Source organism: Micromonospora sp. CA-240977, from assembly GCF_050942285.1.
Lineage (GTDB): Bacteria > Actinomycetota > Actinomycetes > Mycobacteriales > Micromonosporaceae > Micromonospora.
The window spans coordinates 3,780,208-3,801,067 of record NZ_CP192055.1; the positions used below are offsets into that span (position 1 = coordinate 3,780,208).

At 71.7% G+C, this 20,860-nt stretch carries 20 protein-coding genes and 1 riboswitch; of the genes, 9 read left to right on the forward strand and 11 right to left on the reverse strand.

Annotation, left to right across the window (positions count from 1 at the left end; translation table 11 throughout):
* Window positions 1–22 precede the first annotated feature (22 nt).
* Window positions 23–1,450 carry a DHA2 family efflux MFS transporter permease subunit gene (locus ACQPWW_RS17520; RefSeq protein WP_433123955.1) on the reverse strand — a complete coding sequence of 476 codons (1,428 nt, stop codon included), beginning with the start codon at window positions 1,448–1,450 and terminating at the stop codon, window positions 23–25.
* 95 nt (window positions 1,451–1,545) lie between these two features.
* Between ACQPWW_RS17520 and ACQPWW_RS17525 the strand changes: the two genes are divergently transcribed.
* Window positions 1,546–2,223, forward strand: a complete 678-nt coding sequence (locus tag ACQPWW_RS17525; protein ID WP_433134405.1) for a TetR/AcrR family transcriptional regulator C-terminal domain-containing protein — start codon at window positions 1,546–1,548, stop codon at window positions 2,221–2,223.
* A 25-nt stretch (window positions 2,224–2,248) separates the two neighbouring features.
* On the opposite strand, the gene zwf is transcribed toward ACQPWW_RS17525, so the two are convergent.
* Window positions 2,249–3,628: a glucose-6-phosphate dehydrogenase gene (zwf, locus tag ACQPWW_RS17530; protein ID WP_433123957.1), complete on the reverse strand. Its 1,380-nt coding sequence runs from the start codon at window positions 3,626–3,628 to the stop codon at window positions 2,249–2,251.
* Between the two features lie 366 nt (window positions 3,629–3,994).
* On the opposite strand from zwf, the gene ACQPWW_RS17535 reads away from it, so the two are divergent.
* From ACQPWW_RS17535 to ACQPWW_RS17545, 3 genes are all read left to right on the forward strand, one after another.
* Window positions 3,995–4,774 (forward strand): alpha/beta fold hydrolase, encoded by a 780-nt coding sequence (locus ACQPWW_RS17535; protein ID WP_433123958.1) that lies wholly within the window; start codon window positions 3,995–3,997, stop codon window positions 4,772–4,774.
* 796 nt (window positions 4,775–5,570) lie between these two features.
* The gene (locus ACQPWW_RS17540) at window positions 5,571–6,569 is read left to right on the forward strand and encodes a tyrosine-type recombinase/integrase (protein WP_433123959.1); all 999 of its coding nucleotides are present in this window, start codon (window positions 5,571–5,573) and stop codon (window positions 6,567–6,569) included.
* Between the two features lie 15 nt (window positions 6,570–6,584).
* Window positions 6,585–7,199, forward strand: a complete 615-nt coding sequence (locus ACQPWW_RS17545; RefSeq protein ID WP_433123961.1) for a quinone oxidoreductase family protein — start codon at window positions 6,585–6,587, stop codon at window positions 7,197–7,199.
* Between the two features lie 36 nt (window positions 7,200–7,235).
* On the opposite strand, the gene ACQPWW_RS17550 is transcribed toward ACQPWW_RS17545, so the two are convergent.
* On the reverse strand, window positions 7,236–8,036 hold the full coding sequence (locus ACQPWW_RS17550) for an alpha/beta hydrolase (RefSeq protein WP_433123963.1): 801 nt from the start codon (window positions 8,034–8,036) through the stop codon (window positions 7,236–7,238).
* An 84-nt stretch (window positions 8,037–8,120) separates the two neighbouring features.
* Window positions 8,121–8,900, reverse strand: coding sequence for an endonuclease/exonuclease/phosphatase family protein (locus ACQPWW_RS17555; protein ID WP_433123964.1), 780 nt, complete (start codon window positions 8,898–8,900; stop codon window positions 8,121–8,123).
* 227 nt (window positions 8,901–9,127) lie between these two features.
* Here ACQPWW_RS17555 and ACQPWW_RS17560 point away from each other — a divergent pair, with 227 nt between their 5' ends.
* Together ACQPWW_RS17560 and ACQPWW_RS17565 are read left to right on the forward strand one after the other, a co-directional pair.
* Entirely contained in the window at window positions 9,128–9,859 is a 732-nt protein-coding gene (locus ACQPWW_RS17560; RefSeq protein ID WP_433134407.1) for a sulfite exporter TauE/SafE family protein, read from the forward strand.
* Window positions 9,859–10,644, forward strand: a complete 786-nt coding sequence (locus ACQPWW_RS17565; protein WP_433123965.1) for a GNAT family N-acetyltransferase — start codon at window positions 9,859–9,861, stop codon at window positions 10,642–10,644. The genes ACQPWW_RS17560 and ACQPWW_RS17565 overlap by 1 nt, the downstream gene beginning before the upstream one ends.
* On the opposite strand, the gene ACQPWW_RS17570 is transcribed toward ACQPWW_RS17565, so the two are convergent.
* Both ACQPWW_RS17570 and ACQPWW_RS17575 read right to left on the reverse strand, forming a co-directional pair.
* Window positions 10,624–11,133 (reverse strand): peptide deformylase, encoded by a 510-nt coding sequence (locus tag ACQPWW_RS17570; RefSeq protein ID WP_433123967.1) that lies wholly within the window; start codon window positions 11,131–11,133, stop codon window positions 10,624–10,626. The two genes, ACQPWW_RS17565 and ACQPWW_RS17570, sit on opposite strands and share 21 nt — an antisense overlap.
* Before the next feature lie 10 nt (window positions 11,134–11,143).
* Window positions 11,144–12,385, reverse strand: coding sequence for a chorismate-binding protein (locus tag ACQPWW_RS17575; RefSeq protein ID WP_433134409.1), 1,242 nt, complete (start codon window positions 12,383–12,385; stop codon window positions 11,144–11,146).
* Window positions 12,386–12,481: 96 nt separating this feature from the next.
* Here ACQPWW_RS17575 and ACQPWW_RS17580 point away from each other — a divergent pair, with 96 nt between their 5' ends.
* Window positions 12,482–12,682 carry a DUF5999 family protein gene (locus tag ACQPWW_RS17580; RefSeq protein WP_007460326.1) on the forward strand — a complete coding sequence of 67 codons (201 nt, stop codon included), beginning with the start codon at window positions 12,482–12,484 and terminating at the stop codon, window positions 12,680–12,682.
* A gap of 125 nt (window positions 12,683–12,807) precedes the next feature.
* Here ACQPWW_RS17580 and gcvP read toward each other — a convergent pair whose 3' ends face one another.
* From gcvP to ACQPWW_RS17595, 3 genes are all read right to left on the reverse strand, one after another.
* Window positions 12,808–15,630 carry an aminomethyl-transferring glycine dehydrogenase gene (gene gcvP, locus ACQPWW_RS17585; RefSeq protein WP_433123968.1) on the reverse strand — a complete coding sequence of 941 codons (2,823 nt, stop codon included), beginning with the start codon at window positions 15,628–15,630 and terminating at the stop codon, window positions 12,808–12,810.
* Between the two features lie 75 nt (window positions 15,631–15,705).
* Window positions 15,706–15,805: riboswitch (glycine riboswitch) on the reverse strand.
* A 74-nt stretch (window positions 15,806–15,879) separates the two neighbouring features.
* Window positions 15,880–16,728 (reverse strand): NAD-dependent protein deacetylase, encoded by an 849-nt coding sequence (locus tag ACQPWW_RS17590; RefSeq protein ID WP_433123970.1) that lies wholly within the window; start codon window positions 16,726–16,728, stop codon window positions 15,880–15,882.
* 73 nt (window positions 16,729–16,801) lie between these two features.
* Complete coding sequence (locus ACQPWW_RS17595; protein ID WP_433123971.1) at window positions 16,802–17,869, reverse strand: MerR family transcriptional regulator; 1,068 nt, start codon at window positions 17,867–17,869, stop codon at window positions 16,802–16,804.
* A 140-nt stretch (window positions 17,870–18,009) separates the two neighbouring features.
* Between ACQPWW_RS17595 and ACQPWW_RS17600 the strand changes: the two genes are divergently transcribed.
* Complete coding sequence (locus ACQPWW_RS17600) at window positions 18,010–18,666, forward strand: NAD(P)-binding oxidoreductase (RefSeq protein ID WP_433123973.1); 657 nt, start codon at window positions 18,010–18,012, stop codon at window positions 18,664–18,666.
* An 8-nt stretch (window positions 18,667–18,674) separates the two neighbouring features.
* Window positions 18,675–18,953, forward strand: a complete 279-nt coding sequence (locus tag ACQPWW_RS17605; protein WP_433123975.1) for a DUF1905 domain-containing protein — start codon at window positions 18,675–18,677, stop codon at window positions 18,951–18,953.
* Between the two features lie 33 nt (window positions 18,954–18,986).
* On the opposite strand, the gene ACQPWW_RS17610 is transcribed toward ACQPWW_RS17605, so the two are convergent.
* Window positions 18,987–19,682: a DivIVA domain-containing protein gene (locus tag ACQPWW_RS17610; protein ID WP_433123976.1), complete on the reverse strand. Its 696-nt coding sequence runs from the start codon at window positions 19,680–19,682 to the stop codon at window positions 18,987–18,989.
* The gene (locus ACQPWW_RS17615; protein ID WP_433123977.1) at window positions 19,679–20,860 is read right to left on the reverse strand and encodes a globin domain-containing protein; all 1,182 of its coding nucleotides are present in this window, start codon (window positions 20,858–20,860) and stop codon (window positions 19,679–19,681) included. Before ACQPWW_RS17615 ends, ACQPWW_RS17610 begins: the two co-directional genes overlap by 4 nt.

A 20,860-nucleotide genomic window follows, 5' to 3' on the forward strand; every position in this document is an offset into this window, starting at 1 on the left:
CGCGTTCAGGCCGCGCGCCGGCTCAGGCCGCGACCGCCGCCTCGGCGACCCGCTCGGCGTCGGGACGCAGTTGCGGCGTGGCGAGGGAGATGACCACATTGACGATCGCGAACACGGCCGCGATCAACAGCCCACGGTGGAACCCGTCGACAAGGGCCTGCTGCTGACCCGCCCCACGCCCGAGCGCATCGGTGACGTGCGTGATGGACAACGTGGTGACGATGGCCAGCCCCAGGGCCCCGCCGACCTGGTACACGGCGGTCACCACACCGGACGCCGCGCCGGCCTCATGGTGTTCGACGTCGGAGATCGCGGCAATCTGGGCCGGCACACCCAACGTGGTGATGCCCAGACCGAACAGCAGGAGACCGGGCAGCAGCTCACTGACGTAGGACCCGGTTGCGCCGGCGCCAGCGAGCAACAGCAGACCGATCACGCTGAGCAGCGCGCCGATGACCTGCAGGGTGCGGGTGCCGAGCCGGTGCACCAGTTGGGTGGCGATCGCCGCGCCGGCGATGGCCGTCGCGCCCATCGGCAGGAACTGCAGGCCGGCGGTCAACGGCGAGGCGCCGCGTACCTGTTGCAGATACAGCGCGGTGAGAAAGAACATCGACAAAAACGCCGCGCCGTTGAGCGCCAGCGCCCCACTGGAGACACTCAACGCCCGGGAGTTGAACAGTCGCAGCGGCACCAGCGGCGCGGCCGAGCGCGCCTCGACACCGACGAAGACGACAAGCAGGGCCACGCCACCGATGAGAGCGGTGAGCACCTGCGCCGAGCCCCAGCCGGCGGACTCGGCACGGACCACACCGAAGACCACGGCGAGCAGACCGACGGTGCCGAGGACGGCGCCGAGCGCGTCGAAGCTCCGGGGTCCGGGCTGGGAGTGCCGCACAGCGACCACGAAGGTCGGAACGATCGCCACCAGCGCGACGACGATGGGTACGTTCACGAAGAACACCCACCGCCAGCTCAGGGCGTCGACGAGCAGACCTCCGGCGACCACGCCCAGTGTTCCGCCGAGCCCGGCCAGGGCACCCCAGATGCCCATGGCGATGTTGCGCTCGCGTCCGTGCGCGAAGGTGACGGTGAGGATGGCCAACGCCGCGGGGGAGAGCAACGCCCCGCCCAGACCCTGGACGGCGCGCGCGGCGATCAGCAACTCGGGCGAGGTCGCCAGCCCGCCCAGCAGGGACATCGCCCCGAACAGCACGAGCCCGACGATGAATATCCGGCGAGCCCCCAGCAGGTCGGCGGCGCGACCGCCGAGCAGCAGAAAACCACCGAAGAGCAGGGTGTACGCGCTGATCACCCATTGCAGGTTGTCGGGGGTGAAACTCAGGTCCGTCTGGATGTTGGGCAGAGCCACGTTCACGATCGTCACGTCGAGGATGACGATGAACTGCGCCAACGAGAGCACCGCCAGGGTTGCCCAGGGACTACGTCGCATTTCCTACCTCATCAGGGAAGGGACGACGGCGTATACGCCGTACATCTACAACGTATACCTACGTGTGTACGTAGTAGACTGGACACGTGGTCAGTATGAGCAAGGACACTCCCCAGCGCCTCGACCCCGCCGCGATCGTCACCAGCGCGCTGCGCATCGCCGACGCCGAAGGCCTGCCCGCGATCACCATCCGCCGGCTGGCTCAGGAGCACGGCGTCACCCCGATGGCGCTCTACCGGCACTTCCGCGACAAGGACGACCTGCTCGACGCGCTCGCCGCACGCCTGCTCGCCGACATCCGCCTACCCGAGCCGAGCACCGCACCCTGGGCCGAGCAGATCCGCGCCGTCCTGGCCGCCTGCCTCGCCGCGCTGCGCCCGCACCCCACGATCGCCGGGCTCATTCCCACCCGCGTCCTGCTGTCGGAACCCGGCCTCACACTGGTGGAACGCACCCTGGCCCTGCTCGACACGGCAGGCTTCCCACCGGATCAGGCCACCGAGATCGGCAGCCAGGCACTCTGCTCGCTGGTAACCCTCGTCGCCACCGAGCCCGGCCTCACGGAAAGCACCGACCCCGACACCCGCGACGACGCCATCCGCGCCAAGCGGGCCGCGCTGCACGCGCTCTCCCCACAGCGATACCCGCACGTCATCGCCGCCGCCGACGCGCTCACCCTCTGCGGAGACCGCGACACCTACTACGAACTGGGCATCGACTTCGCCGTCGCCGGCATCCGCGGCATCCGCCCCGCGGCCCGCACCACCGGGTAACCGGAACCGGACCGCGACGCCGCCGCTACCCCAGGTCCGGGGTGTGCCAACCACCGGCCAGCGCGTCGGCGTCCGCCGGACCCCAACTGCCCTTGTCGTACGACTGCACCGCCGCCGGCAGATCCAGAATCGGCTCGACGATGCGCCACTCCTGCTCGATCGTCTCCGCCCGCGCGAAACGCAGGTGCTGCCCATCCATCGCGTCGTCGAGCAACCGCTCGTACGCCTCCTGGCGACGACCCAGCGCCGCACCGAAGTCGACGGACAGATCCACCGGACGACTCGCCACCTCGGCACCCGGGCTCTTCGCCTGGATCGACATCGTGATGCCGTCACCACGGCCCAACCGGAACCGCAGCAGGTTCGCCACGGTCGCCGTGCCCCGCTCGGCCGGGATCAACGACCGCTGCGGCTGCTTGAACTCGACGACGACCTCCGTCGCCGTCCCCGGCAGCGACTTACCGGTCCGCAGGTAGAACGGCACGCCCGCCCAGCGGGGGGAGTCGATCGTCAACCGGGTCGCCACGAACGTCTCCGTGTTCGACTCCGCCGCCACACCGGGCTCGTCCCGGTAGCCGGCGTACTGCCCCCGCACCGTGGACTCCGGCGCCAACGGCGCGATCTGCCGCAGCACCCGCACCTCCGCCTCCCGGAACGCAGCGGTGTCGTCACCGTCCGGCGCCTCCATCGCGATGAGCGCGACGACCTGCAGGATGTGGTTCTGCAACACGTCCCGGGTGGCACCCACCGTGTCGTAGAAACCAGCCCGACCCTGGGTGCCGAAACCCTCGGCCAGGGTGACCTGGATGTTGTCGATGTGCTGGTTGTTCCACAGCGGCTCGAACAACCGGTTGGCGAACCGGAAGGCGTACAGGCCCTCGACGGCCTCCTTGCCCAGGTAGTGGTCGATGCGGAACACCCGCTCCTGGTCGAACGCCCCCCGCAGCGTGCGATCCAGCTCGCGGGACGACTCCAGGTCACGCCCGAACGGCTTCTCCACGATGACCCGACCCCGATCGGCCAGGCCGGCCGCCGCGAGACCCTCGACCACGGCGCCGAACACCGCCGGCGGGATCGCCAGGTAGAACAACGGCCGCTGCGCACCCCGCAGCCGCTCGGCCAACCGCTGGTACGTGGCCGGGTCCGCGTAGTCACCGGAGATCATCGAAAGGTGGTTCGCGAGCCGGTCGAAGGTCTCGTCGTCGACCTCGTCGTTGGCCTCGGCGACCGACTTGCGGGCCGTCGTGACCAGCTGCTGATCATCCCAGGGGGAGCGGGCCACGCCGATCACCGGGACGTCGAGACGGTCGCGCCGGGTCAACTCGTACAGCGCCGGAAACAGCTTCTTCGAGACGAGGTCGCCGGTGACGCCGAACAGCACTACCGCATCTGAGCGCAGGTGCATGGCACTTCCATTCGATCATGTAATCCTGATCTTCCGAACGGAGAACCGCGCGACCCGCACCGAGAATTCCCCCGCGGGTGGCGCACGTGAGGTCGGCGACAGCGACGGCGCTTACCTTGAAGAAGGGTTACAGCCCAGACGACGGTTTGCAGCCCAGGTGTGACGCGGGTAACGCCCCCGACGCACCCTTACAACGGCGCGGGCACCCTCCACCGACTGCGAAAAAACCCTCCACGGTACGGATGAGCGCGGCCCCAGACCACGGGGGAGCAGGCACCACTGTGGACATCGCCCACCGCGCACCCCTCACCGTTTGTAGGCTCGTACCGCATCTCCCACCCGCGACCCGCACCGAGGACCGTCTTCATGAACCTGGCGTTCGACCGATCAGCGGGAACCGGCCCAGAGGTGGTGTGCCTGCCCATGTTCAGCATGAGCCGCGCCGCCACGGCGGCCGCCCTCAGCCCCGCCCTCGCTGGCGTCAACCTGCGGGAGACCTACCTGGACCTGCCCGGCCACGGTGACACCCCGGCCACCTGCGCACCCACGTCCCAGGCGGTGCTGGACACCGTGTGCGGGTGGCTCGACGACCACGTCGACGCACCGGTGCTGCTGGCGGGCGCCTCCTACGGCGCATACCTGGCCGCCGGCATCGCCCGGCAACGACCCGACCTCGTGCGGGGCCTGCTCCTCGTCTGTCCCGGCGTCACCATCGCCCGCGACTCGCGGGACCTACCCGACGAGGCGCCGCTCGACGCGCCCCCGGGGTGGCTCGACGCCGCGCCCGCCGCCCTGCACGGGCACCTCGACGCGGCCCTGGGCCGCCGTACCCCAGCCGTGGTCGCGACGGTGCTCGCGGCGCTGGAGTCCGGCGGCCCCGGCGACGCGGCGTTCCAGCAGGAGCTGCAGTCCGGTCCCGGCTACGCGCTGCCCGACGAGGACGCCGCGGTCGTCTTCGCCGGTCCGGTCAGCGTGCTCACCGGCCGCCAGGACCGGATCATCGGCTACGCCGACCAGTTCCGCGCCATGCGCCGTTATCCCCGTGGCAGCTTCACGATGGTCGACGAGGCTGGTCACTACCTACCGTACGAACAGCCCGCGGTGCTGCGCTCGCTCACCCAGGAGTGGCTGAGGCACCTTCGATAATGCACATTATGTAAAGTAAGGTGTTCTGGCGGTCCCCTCACGGTCACCCGCGCTGATCCATGGTGCAGCTGGCCAGTCCGTCAATCACCGCGTGTTCGTGGCTGCCGGAATCGACATGATCGGGCGGGTAGAAGGTGCCATAACGTCGAACACCGGCGGGATCGCGGTGGTGATCGACAGGTTCTGGGCGCTGTGCCCGGCGAGCTGACCGGCGTCGCTGGCCGTGGCGATCCGCCAGCGTCGCCCGTCCTTGCTGACGTGCGTGGGCTCCGTCCGGATCCTCGCGGTCGCGGCCGGCGACGGTTGGCGACGCGGGTAAAGCCCACCCGGGTCGGCCGGCGGCCCGCCACCGATGCCTTGCAGAGCAGGCCAGATCAGTTGGAGCGTCCCGGTACGCGATGGGTGTTCCAAGCCGACCACAGGTGGGATAGGCGGCGGGCGACGTCAAGCCGCGCACGGTACGTGCTCATCGATCAGTTTCAGCCGCGCTCATGGCGGCGCGGCCCCGCCGAGCCGCTGTGAGGGGCCGCCCGAGCCGTGGCGCAGGGTGGCATTGAATCCCTGTCGAGCTGCCCCACGTACGGGGCAGGAAGGCGTTCGGTTCGGTTCGGTTCCGGAAGCGCCTAGCTTCGCCGGCCGCGGTCACCCCGGCCAGCGACCGTCACCAGCTGCCCCACTCGTGGGGCAGCTCGACAGGCACTCACCAGCACAGTCGGGTCCGCCGCCGGATGGGGTCCTCTCCCCTCGCTTACGCCCCCACTTCCCGGAAACCCGAAAATGCTGCATAATATCCCTTATGCATGACAAACAGGACGAATCGCTCGGAGTGCTGATCGAGGAGTTCCTGACGGCCCGAGCCACCCGCAAGCCCTCCCCGCACACCCTCGCGGCGTACCGGCGGGACCTGCGCACGGTGGGCGCCCTGATCACCGACGACACCACTCCCCTCCCCCTGGACGACCTGTCGATCACCGACCTCTCCCCCCGGGTGATGCGCGCGGCGTTCGCCCGCTTCGCCGCGCCCCGGGCGCCCGCGTCGGTGCACCGCGCCTGGTCCACCTGGAACAGTTTCTTCACGTTCCTGGTCGCCGAGGGGGTGTTGGCGGGCAACCCGATGCCGGCGGTCGGCCGGCCCCGGGCGCTACTCCCCCAGCCGAAACCGTTGCGCGGTACGGACACCCCCGAGGTGCTGCTCGCGTCGGTGGCCCGCGACGACGGTCGGCAGCGCGACCCGTGGCCGGAGCGGGACGTCGCGGTGCTGGCGGTGGCGTTGTGTGCCGGGCTGCGCCTGTCGGAGTTGTTGGCGCTGCGGGTCGGCTCGGTGGCGGGTCGGCCGGGTGAGCGGCGCGTCGAGGTGTCGGGCAAGGGCGGGCGGCCCCGGGTGGTGCCGATCGAGGCTGATCTGGACCGGGTGGTGGCCGACTACCTGGACAGTCGGCGGCGGCGTTTCGGGGCGCGGTCGGTGCGCCCCGACTCGGCGTTGCTTGTGGATCGCCACGGTGAGCCGCTACGCCGGGGTGGGCTGCAGTATCTGGTGGAGTCGTGTTATCGGCGGGCGGGCATCGGGGACCGGGTGCCGCGGGGGGCGCGGTTGCACGCGCTGCGGCACACGTTCGCGACCCGGCTGGCCGAGGACGGGGCGAGTGCCGCGGAGATCATGCGGTTGCTGGGGCACGCGTCGTTGGCGTCGTCGCAGACGTACATCGAGGTGACGGCCGGGCAGCAGCGCGACGCGGTGCGGGCCAACCGTACCAACCGGGTGTTGGCGTCGCTGGTGGCGGCGGACCGGGACTGAGCGCGCGGCGACCCGGTGGGCGGTCGGCTGCGTGGGCGTCCGTCGACGGTGGTGGGTGGCGGACACGTCGCCCTGGCGGCACTGGCCACCGCGGAGATCACCGCGGCCGAGTCGGTCCTGCTCACCGGCGCGGCCAGCGGCGTGGGGCATCTCGCCGTCCAACTGGCGAAGATCCAGGGAGTCACGCGCGTCGTGGCGGCCGTCGGCGCCGCTGACAAGGCGGACTTCGTGCGGGGTCTCGGCGCCGACGAGGTCGTCGTCTACCACGACGAGTCCTGGAGCGACCCGGTCGATGTCGTCCTCGACGCGGTCGGTGGTGACCTTCTGCCGCGCGCGATCGCCGCGCTCCGTCCGGGTGGACGGCTCATCTTCTTCAACTCCGGTGGCGGGACGGTGCCCGCGTTCGACCTGCTCGCCGGCGGCAAGACCATCACCGGGCTCACGATGGCCCGGTTCGCCAGCACCCGACGGGAACTCTACGAGCGCCACCATGAGCGGCTGTGGCAGTTGCACCGCACCGGAGAGCTGCGCGCCGCGATCCACGCCGAGATCGCCCTGTCCGATGCCGCGTCCGCTCACGAGATCATTGAGGCGCGGGCCAATCGCGGGAAGGTGGTTCTTCGCCCCTGACAGTGACAGCGGGCGCCCGCGGTGGCTGTGTGGTGGTCACCGGGCGTGCCGCAGCGCCCAGTCGAGGGCGTGGTCGGCGATCTGCTGCCAGCCGTGCTGCGCAGGCAGCAGGTGGGCGTACCCCTCGAAGAGCTCGACCTCGGTGATGGTGTCGCCCTGGTAGTGCGCGGCGTTGGCGTGTTGCACGCTGGGCGGCATGAGGTGGTCCTCGGAGCCGGAGATGAACAGTAGCGGCGCGCGTTGCTGGTTGTGGTAGTTGACGGCGATGTCCTGCCGGCCGGGCAGCAGGTTGGCCAGCGTGCTGTCCCAGAGGATGCCGCCGGCGGCGGGGATGGCGTAGCGCTCGTACAGGGCGCGGGCGGTCCGCTCGTCGAAGGTGTTGGTGAACGCGTAGTTCCACTGCTCGAAGGTGAAGCCGACGGCCCGGTGCCGGTTGGCGGGGTTGCGCAGCACCGGGAAGGTGGAGCGCAGCTGCGAGAGGGGGGTCACCGTGACGCCTTCGGTGGGTGCCGAGTTGAGCACGACCGCCGAGGCGCCGTAGCCGCGGTCGAGCAGCACCTGGGTGAACGCCCCGCCGGCGGAGTGGCCGATGAGGATGGGCGGCGTGGGTAGTGCGTCGAGCACCGCGCCGAGGTGCGTGATGATCTGTGGCGCGGTCAGCGTCTCCAGCGGGCTGGGGTCGGCGTTGATCGCCTCGACCTCGCCCTCCAGGCCGGGGTAGGTGGGGGTGAGCACCCGGAAGCCCTTGTCCTGGTAGTGGGTGACCCAGTGTTCCCAGCTGCGGGGGGTGACCCAGAACCCGTGGATGAGGACGATCGTGTCCGGCGTGTCGCTCATGGCGGCTCCGTGGTGTCGGGGATGGCGATGGCGCGACGGCGGTGGTTTCCAACCTACGCATTCCCGGCCGGGTGGCCGACGGGTTCAGCCGAGGTCGACGAGCAGGGGGCGGTGGTCGGAGATGGTGGACGCCGGCGCGGTGACGGCCCGTACCGGTGGGAGCTGATGCAGGGCGTGCCGGTCGGCGAGGATGTGGTCGAGTTGGACGCGGGGCTGCCCGGAGGGGTAGGTGGGGCGGCGGCCCAGCGGGTGCCAGCCGGATACGAGTCGGGCGGGGCCGGCGGGCAGGTTGAGGTCGCCGAGCAGGACGCGGGGGCCGGGTAGCGCGCGTAGGGCGCGGACGGTCTGGCGCAGTTGGCGGGCGTTCCAGCCGGGAACGAAGGACAGGTGGGTCGCGGCGACGGTGAGTGGGCCGTGCGGGGTGTCCAGGACGGCGGCGAGCACGACGCGGGGTTCGTCGTGCAGCAGGATGAGGCCGCCGCGGGGGCCGGGCACGTAGACCGGGGATCGTACGGGGGCGGGTTTGAGGCGGGTGATGTGCCAGCTGCGGACGGGGTGTCGGCTGATCAGGCCGATGCCGTAGCAGGGTTCGCCGTGGCCGTCGTCGTCGTGGCGCAGGGGGCGGAAGTGTTCGCCGGGGGTGCCGACGACGGCGGCGGCGAAGCGGTGGTGGGGTGCGTCGAGGGCGCGGGCGGCGATGGTGGTGAGGTCGAGTTTGCCGCTGCGGTGTTGGTCGCGGTCGACCTCCTGCAGGGCGAGGACGTCGGCGTCGAGGGCGCTGATGGCGGCGGTGAGTCGGTCGGAGTTGACGAGCCCGTCGGTCAGGGATCGTCCGTGCAGCAGGTTGAAGGTGGCCAGGCGCACTTCTGCACCATACGTCCCCGTGGCATGGTTGCCCGGTGGCGAAGGTGTTGGTGTGTTCCGTGCTGGTGTTCGTGGCGGTTGGCGCGTTGGGAGTGTGGTTGCGGCGCTCGCGGGGTCGTTGACCGGGGTGAATCTGGCCACTCGGGTTGCTGTGCGGGCGGTGGTAGTCGGGAGAATTGCCGCCCGTGGACGCCGTATCGCTGAGTACTCTGCTGGCCGCCGCCGCGATGGCGGGGTGGGTTGACGCCGTGGTTGGTGGTGGTGGGTTGTTGTTGCTGCCGGCGTTGCTGGTGGCCGCTCCGGGGTTGCCGGTGGCCACCGCGTTGGGCACGAACAAGTTGGCCGCGATCTTCGGTACGACAACGGCGGCGGCGACGTATGCGCGGCGGACGAAGGTTGACTGGCGGGTGGTGGCGCCGGCGGCGGGGCTGGCGGTGGTGAGCGCGGGTGTGGGTGCGGCGTTGGCCGGGGCGGTGCCGGCGTCGGCGTACCGGCCGGTGGTGTTGGTCGTGTTGGTGGCGGTGGCGGTGTTCGTGCTGCTGCGTCCCCGGATGGGGGTGGTGGCGGTGCCGGCGAGGCGGACGCCGGTGCGGGTGGGCGCGGCGGTCGCGGTGGCCGGTGTGGGCATCGCCCTGTACGACGGGTTGATCGGTCCGGGCACCGGCACGTTCCTGGTGTTGGCGTTCACGGCGTTGGTGGGCGCGGACTTCGTGCACGGCTCGGCGATGGCCAAGGTCGTCAACGCGGGGACGAATCTGGGTGCGCTTGTGGTGTTCGGGGTGACCGGGCACGTGTGGTGGTTGTTGGGCGCGGGCATGGCGGTGTGCAACATCGCCGGGGCGGTGCTGGGGGCGCGGATGGCGTTGCGCCGGGGGTCGGGTTTCGTGCGGGTGGTGTTGCTGGTGGTGGTGGCGGCGTTGGTCGCGAAGCTCGGCCATGACCAGTGGGTGGCCCGCTGATGGCGGTGCGGGCCGAGCACGATCGTGCGGTGCTGGCGCGGTTGTTGGGGCGGGACCCGGTGCTGCACGCCTACCAGTTGGGTGACCTGGACGACTTCTTCTGGCCGTACACGTCGTGGTTTCGCCGAGGTGAGCAGGTCGTGTTGCTGTACCACGGCGTGGACCTGCCGACGTTGTTGGCGTTCGCCGCGCCGGCGGACACGGCGGCGCTGTCGGTGTTGCTGGCGGAGTTGGCGCCGGTGTTGCCGGCCCGGTTGTACGCGCACCTGTCCCCCGGCCTGGCCGGCGCGCTGGCCGGGTCGTTCCGGATGGCTGCCGGTGGCCGGCACCATCGGATGGCGTTGACCGACCCGGCCGCGCTGGGTGCGGTGGACCCGGCGGGGGTGGTGCTCGGCGCGGCGGACCTGCCGCGGTTGCGGGAGCTGTACGCGCGGGCGTACCCCGGCAACTGGTTCGACGAGCGGATGGTGCAGACCGGGCAGTACCTGGGGATGTTCGACGGGGATGCGTTGGTCGCGGTGGCCGGGGTGCACGTGTTCTCGCCGGCGTACGGGGTGGCGGCGTTGGGCAACGTCACGACGCATCCGCGGTGGCGGGGGCGGGGTTTGGGCGCGTCGGTGGTGGCGGCGTTGTGTGCTCGCCTGCGGCGGAGCGTGGAGCACGTGACGCTCAATGTGCAGGCGGACAATGTGGCGGCGGTGCGCCTGTACGAGCGGGTGGGTTTCGCCCGGGTCGCCGACTACGAGGAGTGGACGTTGACGGCGTCAGCCGCGGCGGCTGGGTGAGTCGAAGCGCCCGGCGCGGATCTCGCGCAGGGCGCGGCGGCGGGTGTCGCCGCGCAGGGTGTCGACGTAGAGGGTGCCGCGCAGGTGGTCGGTTTCGTGTTGCAGGGCGCGGGCGAGGAATCCGCTGCCGGCGATGGTGAGGGGCTCACCGTGTTGGTCGACGCCGTGGGCGGTGGCGTGCAGGGCCCGTTGGGTGGGGAAGTACAGCCCGGGGATGGACAGGCAGCCCTCGTCGTCGTCCTGGAGTTCGTCGGAGAGTTCCAGGGTGGGGTTGATGAGGTGGCCGCGGTGCCCGTCGGCGTCGTAGACGAAGACCTGGGCGCTGACGCCGATCTGTGGTGCGGCGACGCCGGCGCGGCCGGGGGCGCCGAGCAGGGTGTCCATCAGGTCGGTGACGAGGGCCCGCAGCTCGGCGTCGAAGGTGGTGACCGGTTCGGATTCGGTGCGCAGGACGGGGTCGCCGATGATCCGGATGGGCCGCATGGTCATAGGGGGCAGTTTATCGCCGGTGGTGGGGGGTGCCGCGTCCGGCCAGGGTGGCGCGGATCGGGGCGGTCTTCGCGGCGGCTTCGGCGACCTCGGCGTGTGCGTCGCTGTCCCAGGTGATGCCGCCGCCGGCCCAGGTGTGCAGCAACTCGGTGTCGGCGGCGGCGGTGCGGATGGTCAGGCCGAGGTCGACGCGGCCGGGGGTGACCCAGCCGAGCGCGCCCATGCTGGCGCCGCGGCCGACGGGCTCGAGGGTGGTGATCTGGGTGAGGGCGGCGTGTTTGGGCGCGCCGGTGACGGAGCCGCCGGGGCAGGTGGCGCGCAGCAGGTCGGCCAGGCCGAGGCCGTCAGCGGCGGCGGCGCGGACTGTCGACTCGGCCTGCCACAGGTCGCACCAGCGGCGGACGGTGAACAGGTCGTCGACGGTGACGGTGCCGGTGCGGGCGATGCGGGCGAGGTCGTTGCGTTCCAGGTCGACGATCATGATGTGTTCGGCGCGTTCCTTGGCGCTGGCGAGTAGTTCGGCGCGGCCGGCGGGGGTGGCCGGGCGGGTGCCCTTGATGGGGCGGGTGATCAGGTGCCCGTCGGTGACCTCGATGAGGGTTTCCGGGGAGGCGCAGCCGATGGCCCAGCCGTCGCCGGTGAGGACGCCGCCGTAGCGGGCGCCGGGGAGGGCGCTGAGGCGGCTCAGGGCGGGCAGGGGGTCGCCGGTGTAGCGGGCGGCGGCGTGTCCGACGAGGTTGGTCTGGTAGACGTCGCCGCGGCCGATGGCGGCGCGGACGGCGTCGACGGCGTCGGCGTGTTGGCGGGGGGTCCAGCTTTCGGTCCACGGGCCGAGCCACCAGGGGGTGGGTGGGCGGGGTGGGGTGGCCCGGGTGGGGCCGTGGCCGTAGACGACGACGGTGAGGTCGGGCAGGGTGGGCGCGGGTTCGGGGGCGGTGGTGGGCGCGCCGGCCAGGTACGCGCCGGCCGCGGCGGACAGGTAGAGCGCGGCGCCGCACGCCCCGGTGCGCTGGTGGGCGGGGGTGGGGCGGGTCAGGTCGTGCAGGGGCAGGTCGTGCGCGGCGAGGAACTCCTCGGCGAGGGCGGCGGGGTCGCCGCCGTCGGCGAGGTGCCATTGCAGGCGGGCCCGTTCGGTGAGCCCGGGACGGCAGGCGGCCGGCGCCGCGGGCGCATCGACCAGCACCTGTGGGAGCGTTTCCACGCCGTATGGTCCGACCTTCCTCATCCGTTCAGTGGATTTCCCGTGCGCCAGGCCGACACCTGCTCGATGCTGGACACTTTCGCTTGGTACTGTGCGTCACTGGTCATGTGAACCATGACACAGTGCCCCCACAGTCCGGAGACCCTGATGTGCCAGCACCAACCGACCTGCCCCTCCGCTGAAGCCACCGACCGGGAAGCCGCGCGAGTCCTCGCCTGCTTCCGTGAGCAGGGCTGGAGCCTGCTCTGCAACGGTGTGATCGTCTTCGAGGACACCGGCGAGTTGCTTCCCGACGGCAGCAGCATCGCACCGCACCGCGGTCCCGCCCGCCACGCCCTCGTGGCCTGACTGACCACCCAGCGTCACCGAATAGCCGCCGTCGGCCAGGCTAGTCCCCCCGGTAGGGGACGTTCTCGGCCAGGCCGGAGCGGCTGCCGGGGCGGCCGACACCGCCCGCCCCGGCTCGCCCGTCGTCAGTCTTCGAACGCCTCCGGCGACGGGCACGAGCAGACCAGGTTCCGGTCGCCGTAGGCGCCGTCGATGCGCCGCACCGGCGGCCAGTACTTCCCGGCCCGGTCCACCCCGGCCGGGTACGCGCCCACCGACCGCGGGTACGGGTGTGCCCAGTCGTCACCGCTGACCATCGCCGCGGTGTGCGGCGCGTTCGCGAGGGGGTTGTCCCCCGCCGGCCACTGCCCCGAACCCACCTGCTCGATCTCCGCGCGGATGGCGATCATCGCGTCGCAGAACCGGTCCAGCTCGGCCAGGTCCTCGCTCTCGGTCGGCTCCACCATCAGCGTCCCCGCCACCGGGAACGACATCGTCGGCGCGTGGAAGCCGTAGTCGATCAGCCGCTTCGCCACGTCGTCGACGCTCACCCCGGTCGCCTTCGTCAGCGGCCGCAGGTCGAGGATGCACTCGTGCGCCACCAGGCCCTTGTTGCCGGCGTACAGCACCGGGAAGTGCCCGCGCAGCCGGGCCGCCACGTAGTTCGCGGCGAGGACCGCGACCCCGGTCGCCCGGGTCAGCCCCTCGGCGCCCATCATCCGCAGGTACGCCCACGGGATCGGCAGGATGCCCGCCGACCCGTACTTGGCCGCCGAGATCGCCGGCGTGGAGTCCTCGTGCGCGCCCAGCGGGTCACCCGGCAGGAACGGCGCCAGGTGCGCGCGCACCGCGACCGGACCCACCCCGGGGCCACCGCCGCCGTGCGGGATGCAGAACGTCTTGTGCAGGTTGAGGTGTGACACGTCCGCGCCGAACCTGCCCGGCTTCGCGAACCCGACAAGGGCGTTGAGGTTCGCCCCGTCGACGTACACCTGACCGCCGGCGTCGTGGACCTTCGCGCACAGTGACGCGATGCCCGTCTCGTACACCCCGTGGGTCGACGGGTACGTCACCATGATCCCGGCGAGCGCGTCCCGATGCTTGTCGATCTTCGCGTCCAGGTCGACGAGGTCGACGTTGCCGTCGTCGTCGCAGGCGACCACGACGACCCGCATGCCGGCCATCACCGCGCTGGCCGCGTTGGTGCCGTGCGCCGACGACGGGATCAGGCACACGTCGCGGTGCGACTCACCCCGCGACGCGTGGTACGAGCGGATCGCCAGCAACCCGGCCAGCTCACCCTGCGACCCGGCGTTGGGTTGCACGCTGACCGCGTCGTAGCCGGTCACCTCGGCCAGCCACGACTCCAGCTGACCGATCATCTCCCGGTACCCGGCGGTCTGGTTGTCCGGCGCGAACGGGTGGATGTTCGCGAACTCCGCCCAGCTGACCGGCTCCATCTCGGTTGTCGCGTTCAGCTTCATCGTGCACGACCCGAGCGGGATCATGCCCCGGTCCAGGGCGTAGTCGAAGTCCGACAGGCGCCGCAGGTAGCGCAGCATCGCCGTCTCCGAGTGGTGGCTGCGGAACACCGGGTGGGTGAGGAAGTCACTGTCGCGCGCCAGGCCGGCGGGCAGCGCCGTGTCCGCGGCCCCGTCGAACGCGGGCACCCCGAACGCCGCCCACACCCGCGCCAGGTGCGCGTCGGTCGTCGTCTCGTCGCAGGACATCCCCACCCGGTCGGCGTCGACAAGCCGCAGGTTCACCCCGTCGGCGGCGGCCGCCGCGACGACCCGCGCCGCCCGGCCCGGCACGCTCGCGGTGACGGTGTCGAAGAACGCGACGTCCGCGACGTCCACGCCGCCGGCGCGCAGCCCGGCCGCGAGCCGCGCCGCCATGGCATGGGTACGCGCCGCGATGTCCCGCAACCCGTCCGGGCCGTGGTAGACGGCGTACATGCCGGCCATCACCGCCAGCAGGACCTGCGCGGTGCAGATGTTGCTCGTCGCCTTCTCCCGCCGGATGTGCTGCTCGCGGGTCTGCAACGCCAACCGGTAGGCCGGGTTGCCGTCCGCGTCGCGCGACACCCCGACCAGGCGCCCGGGCAGCATCCGCTCCAGGCCCGCGCGCACCGCCAGGTAACCGGCGTGCGGCCCACCGAAGCCCATCGGTACGCCGAAACGCTGGGTGGTGCCGGCGGCGATGTCCGCGCCGATCTGCCCCGGCGCCCGCAGCAGCGTCAACGCCAGCAGGTCCGCCGCGACGGTCACCAGGGCCCCGACAGCGTGCGCGGCGTCGACGAGGCCCGTGTGGTCACGGACCGCCCCGGACGCGCCCGGGTACTGCAGGTGCAGGCCGAAGAACTCCGCCGGCAGCTCGTCGCGCTCGACGTCGACGACCCGCACGTCGATGCCGAGCGGCTCGGCGCGACTGGTGATCACCGCGATGGTCTGCGGCAACGCGTCGGCGTCGACGACGTACACCCGGCTCTTGCTCTTGGAGGCCCGCCGCGCCAGGGTCATCGCCTCGGCGGCGGCGGTGCCCTCGTCGAGCATGGAGGCGTTCGCGGTGGCCAGGCCGGTCAGGTCGGTGACCATCGTCTGGAAGTTCAGCAGCGCCTCCAGCCGGCCCTGGCTGATCTCCGGCTGGTACGGCGTGTACGCCGTGTACCAGGCTGGGTCCTCCAGCACGTTGCGGCGGATCACCGCCGGGGTGTGCGTGCCGTGGTACCCCAGCCCGATCATGGAAACGGCGACGGTGTTGCGGGCCGCGAGGGCCCGCAACTCGGCGATCGCCTCGGCCTCGGTGGCCGCCTCCGGCAGGTCGAGGGTGCCGTGCCAGCGGATCACCTCGGGGATCGCGGCGTCCATCAGCTCGTCGATCGAGCCGTGCCCGACGACCTCCAACATCCGACGCTCATCGTCGGGGCCGGGACCGATGTGACGGGTGGCGAACTGCTCTACGGTCATGGGGGCACTCCCGGGGCGAGGTCGACGTGTCGGCCTCCCCCTCTGTCGCACCCCGCGAGAGGGCGCTCCACAGTGCCTGCCCACGAGGTCCTTTTGCCTGAGAGGTTCCGGGGAGGATTTGCCCCTTCGGCGCCGCCCTGCCGTGCTGGCGGGCGGTCTCTCCCACGTGGGTGTTACCGGCATGGTCAACGCTACCAGCGCCGGTGTTTCCGGCAGATGTCCTCCCCCGGGCGTCCCGACTCCCCCGGATCAGACCCCAACCGTCGCCGCGTTTCCGCCGACCCGCGCGGCCAACTCCGGCAACAGGGCGCCCAGGGGCGCGTCGACGCATACGGTGGCGTGGCCGTCACCACGGGTCGGCCCCTGGTTGACGATCGCCACCGGAATGCCCCGTTTCGCGGCGCGGATCACGAACCGGCGCCCCGACATCACCGTCAACGACGACCCGAGCACCAGCAACGACCGGGCCTCCTGCACGGCCGCGAAACACCGCGCGACCCGCTGCGGCGGCACCGTCTCCCCGAAGAACACCACGTCCGGTTTCAGCATCCCCGTGCCGCAGATCGCACAATCCACAGTCCGGAACGCCGCCACCTGCTCGTCGGGGAGATCCACATCACCGTCCGGGTTCACCGCGGCGACCTGGGCCACGAAGTCCGGGTTCGCCTCGCGCAGCCGCCGGTCCAACTCCTCCCGGGAGGTCAGGTTGCCGCAGTCCAGGCAGATCACCTCGTCCAGGCGGCCGTGCAACTCGATCACCGAGGTGCTGCCGGCCGCACCGTGCAGACCGTCGACGTTCTGGGTGATCACCGTGTCGACCAGACCGGCGTGCTGCAGCCCCGCCACCGCCCGGTGCCCGGCATTGGGCGCCGCACCCGCGATCAACCGCCACCCCAGGTGACTGCGCGCCCAGTAACGCCGCCGGGCGAGCGGATCCCTGGTGAACGCCTGGAAGGTCATCGGGGTGTGCCGCCGCGCCACCCCGCTGGGCCCCCGGTAATCCGGGATGCCCGACTCGGTGGACAGGCCCGCGCCGCTGAGCACCACCACCCCACCATCGGCCACCAGCGCGCGCACCGCCTCGAAGCTCTCCGTCACCCCTCCATGCTGCCTCAACCCACCCGCCGACGCCGAACCCCGGACGGGGTTCGGCGTCGGCGGGCCGCGCGGCCTACCCCGCGACGACGTCGGCGACCACACAGGCGATGTTGTCCGGCCCCCCGTGCGCCTGAGCCAGGTCGATCAACGCGCGCACCGTGTCCTGCGGATCGGCCCCCGCACGCAGCGTCGACCACAGCCGCGCCCGGTCCACCACCGCGGACAACCCGTCGGAGCACAGCAGGTACCGGTCACCGGGCAGGGCGGTCCGCAACGCCAGATCGGCCTCGACCTGCCCGCCCCCACCGAGAGCACGCACCAGCAGCGCCCGCCGGGGATGCGCGGCGGCCTGAACGGGGTCGAGGTGGCCCTGATCGACCTGCGTCTGCACCCAGGTGTGATCCTGCGTGAGCAGGGACAGCTCACCACCGCGCAGCAGGTACGCCCGACTGTCACCGATGTGCACCAGCGCCAACTGGGAACCGCTGCGCAGCAACGCGGTCAGCGTGCTGGCCGGCTGGTGCTCCTCGGTGCCCAGCGCCCGCACCGTCCGGTCGGCGTCGGCGACCGCACCCACCACCATCGTCAACAGCTCGACAGCCGGCACGTCGGTCAGCGCCAACGCCCGGAGAGCGTCGATGGCCGCGGCGCTGGCCGCGGCCCCGCCCGGCCCCCGCATACCGTCGGCGACGGCGAACAACCGCTCGCTGGCGTACGCGGCGTCCTCGTTGCTGTCCCGCCCGGCCCCGACCTCACAACCGGCGGCACAACGGACGACAAGCACAGGATTCGGTCGAGACATGATGGCGTCACCCTCCAGAAGATCCTCCACGAGGACGGTGGCGAGCCGGGCACGAGCCGCGGTGTCGACGGTGACCTGCCGCCAGTACGCGGTGACCGCCTCCGCCGCCGCCGCTGGCGGCAACCCACACACGACGCCGATCGTCGCCAGCGGCATGCCGATGCGCCGCAACCGGGCGACCAACCGGGCCAACCGCACCTGCCGCGAGTCGTAGAACCGGTACCCGGACTCGGCATCGACCGCGGCCGGCAGCAGAAGCCCGACCTGCTCGTACAGGCGCAGCGCCTTCGGCGTCAGTCCCGCCTCCCGGGCGAACACCCCGATGGTCACCAGCCCCATGTCCACAGCCTCCTCGTGCCGGCCACGGCGACCGGCACACACCAGGCTGAGGGTTACCCAAAGGTCAAGGTCAAGCTCCCCGGCCCGACCCGGGCGGCGGGGGACGCCGCCCCCACCCACACCGCCGGTAGGTTTGGCGCATGCGCGTCGTCATCGCCGGAGGCCACGGCAAGATCGCCCTACTCGCCGAACGTCACCTCGCCGGGCGCGGTGACACCGCGGTCGGCCTGATCCGCAACCCCCAGCAGGCCGCGACGCTGCGCGCCGCCGGCGCGACCCCCGTCGTCTGCGACCTGGAACACGCCACCGTCACCGAGGTCGCCGCGCACCTCGACACCGCCGACGCGGTGATCTTCGCCGCGGGCGCCGGCCCCGGCAGCGGCGCCGCCCGCAAGGACACCGTCGACCGGGCCGCCGCCGCGCTCCTCGCCGACGCCGCCACCCGCGCCGGTGTCCGCCGCTACCTGCTCGTCTCCTCCATGGGTGCCGACGACCCACCGGCCGCCGGCACCGACGACGTGTGGGCGGCGTACCTACGCGCCAAACGAGCCGCCGAGGACGACCTACGCGGCCGTGACCTCGACTGGACGATCCTGCGACCCGGCCGGCTCACCGACGAGCAGCCCACCGCACGGGTCACCCTCACCCGACACGCCGGGCGGGGCGCGATCAGCCGCGCCGACGTCGCCCACGTCCTCGTCGCCCTGCTCGACGAACCCGCCACCACCGGCGCGACCCTCGAACTCGTCAGCGGGCCCACCCCGATCGCCGACGCCATCCGCGCCGCCACCACCTGAGGAGAGCAATGGACCCGCAACCACTCGATCACCGCTTCACCGCGCCCATCGAGAAAGACGGCGCGTTCGCCACCTACGTGACCGTCCCCGACTCCGCGCGGCTGCTCGGCACCCGCCGCGCCGTCAAGGTCACCGGCACCATCGACGGCCACCCGTTCGCCGCCACCCTCATGCCCTCCGGCGCCGGCCCGCACTGGCTGCCCATCCGCGCCGCCCTGTGCAAGACCATCGGCAAGAGCGACGCCGGCGATCAGGTGAGCTTCCACCTCGAACAACGCCTCAGCTGAGCACCCGGGTGGGGATCGCCCCACCCGGGGTGCTCACCGCTGATGGTGGCGCGGCAACGCCGACTGACCCACCACACCGCCGACGAACGGCGCCCCCGGCGTCTCCGCCGAAATGCGATCCATCGTCCGGGCCAACTCCTCACTGCCGTCATCGAGATGCCGCGCCGCCGCCTGCATGTGCGACACCATCATCTCCCCGAAGATCCGCAACGCCTCCCGGGTCGCCACCGTGTCGTCGAAGCTCGGCCCCGCCGCGCTGCGGTACTCCGCCACGGCCCGCTCCGCCTCCTGCTTCGCCTCCGCCTCCGCCGCCTGCAGGTAACTCTCGTACTGCACCCGGGCGTACTCGGCGACCCGCCGCGCGTAGTCGTGCGCCTGCGCGATGATCTGCTCCGCCTCCCGCTGCGCCGCGGACAGCAGATTCACCTCCCGCGCCGCCGGGGCCTTCCCCGCCGCCCCCGTGCTCGGGATCACCCCGTGCCGGTGCAGCTCCACCCGGTCGGTCAGCCGCTCGTTCTCCGCCCGCAACGTCGCGAGCTGCGTCGCCAGCGCGTCCAACTCGTCGGCGATCTGCATCCGGAACCGGTCCACGTCGGCGTTGTCGTAGCCACGCCGCGTGAACGACGCCGCCGCGAACTGCCACCGCCGAACCCGATCGGCGGTCATCCGCACCTGCACCGTGCCGGAAACCTGCATCCCGTCGTACCGGCTGATCGGGGTCGCGCTCACCTGTGCCCACCTCCCGAAACGTCACCGACAGGCGACTGCTGCACCGCCGTACGCCACGCCGGGCCGTACCACTGCGCACCCAGGCCCTCGTGGTGCACCTGACCCGCGTGGAAACCCGCCTGCAGCAACGCCCGCACCGCGTACGACACCATCTCGTCCGACCCGCACACGAACACGTGCCGGGAACGCCAGTCACCGTCGGCCAACGCCCGATCCACCGCGTGCGAAAACTCCCCGGGCCGGTTCACATCGGCACCCACCACGTAGGTCACCGTCAACCACGGATACGACGACGCCATCTTGTCGATCGCGTCGCTGTCGTACAGCTCACTGCGGGAACGGGCCCCCACGTACAGGTCCACCCGCCGGCGGGAACCCTCCGCCGCCACCTGCTCCACAAGCGCCTTCACCGGCGCCCAGCCGGTGCCCGCGACCAACAGCAACAGATCACTGGAGCCCGCCGACCACAACCCGAGCCGCTCCCCGACCGGTGCCGCCAGGTGGATCCGGTCCCCCACCGCCGACCCGTAGACCAGCCGCGACGACACCGCGCCACCCGGCGCGGCCCGCACATGCAACTCCAGGGTGCCGTCCGAGCGCGGCGCGTTCGCCGGCGAGTAGTACCGCCACGAACGCACCGACGGATGCGACACCCCGATCGACTGGCCCGGGGTGAACGGCAGCAGATACTGCGGGCGTACCGTCAGCACCGCCACGTCGAACGCCCGCCGCTCGTGCGCCACGATCTCCGCCACCCACCACGGCGGGTTCACCGCCTCGGCGGCCTGAGCGGCCTCCGACATCACCTGGGCCACCAACCCGTACGCCGCCGCCCAGTCCGCAGCCAACTCGTCGGTCCACTGGTCGGCGAGGAAATGCTGCAACGTCGCCAACAGCGCCTCACCGACGGCCGGGTAGTGCTCCGCCCGTACCGCGAACTTGCGGTGGTCGGCACCGAGGTCCTGCAGGAAACCCACAAGGCGGTCCACCTGGTCCACGTTGGACACGATGTGCCCCAACGCGGTCACGAGGCGGTCCCGCTGCCCGGCCATGTTCGTCGGGAACATCTGCCGCGTCTCAGGATGAGCGAGGAACAACGTCGAGTAGAAATAGAGCGGCACCTGATCGCCGTGCTCGGCGACCACCGACCAGCTCTGCTTGAGTTGGGCTGCGTCCAC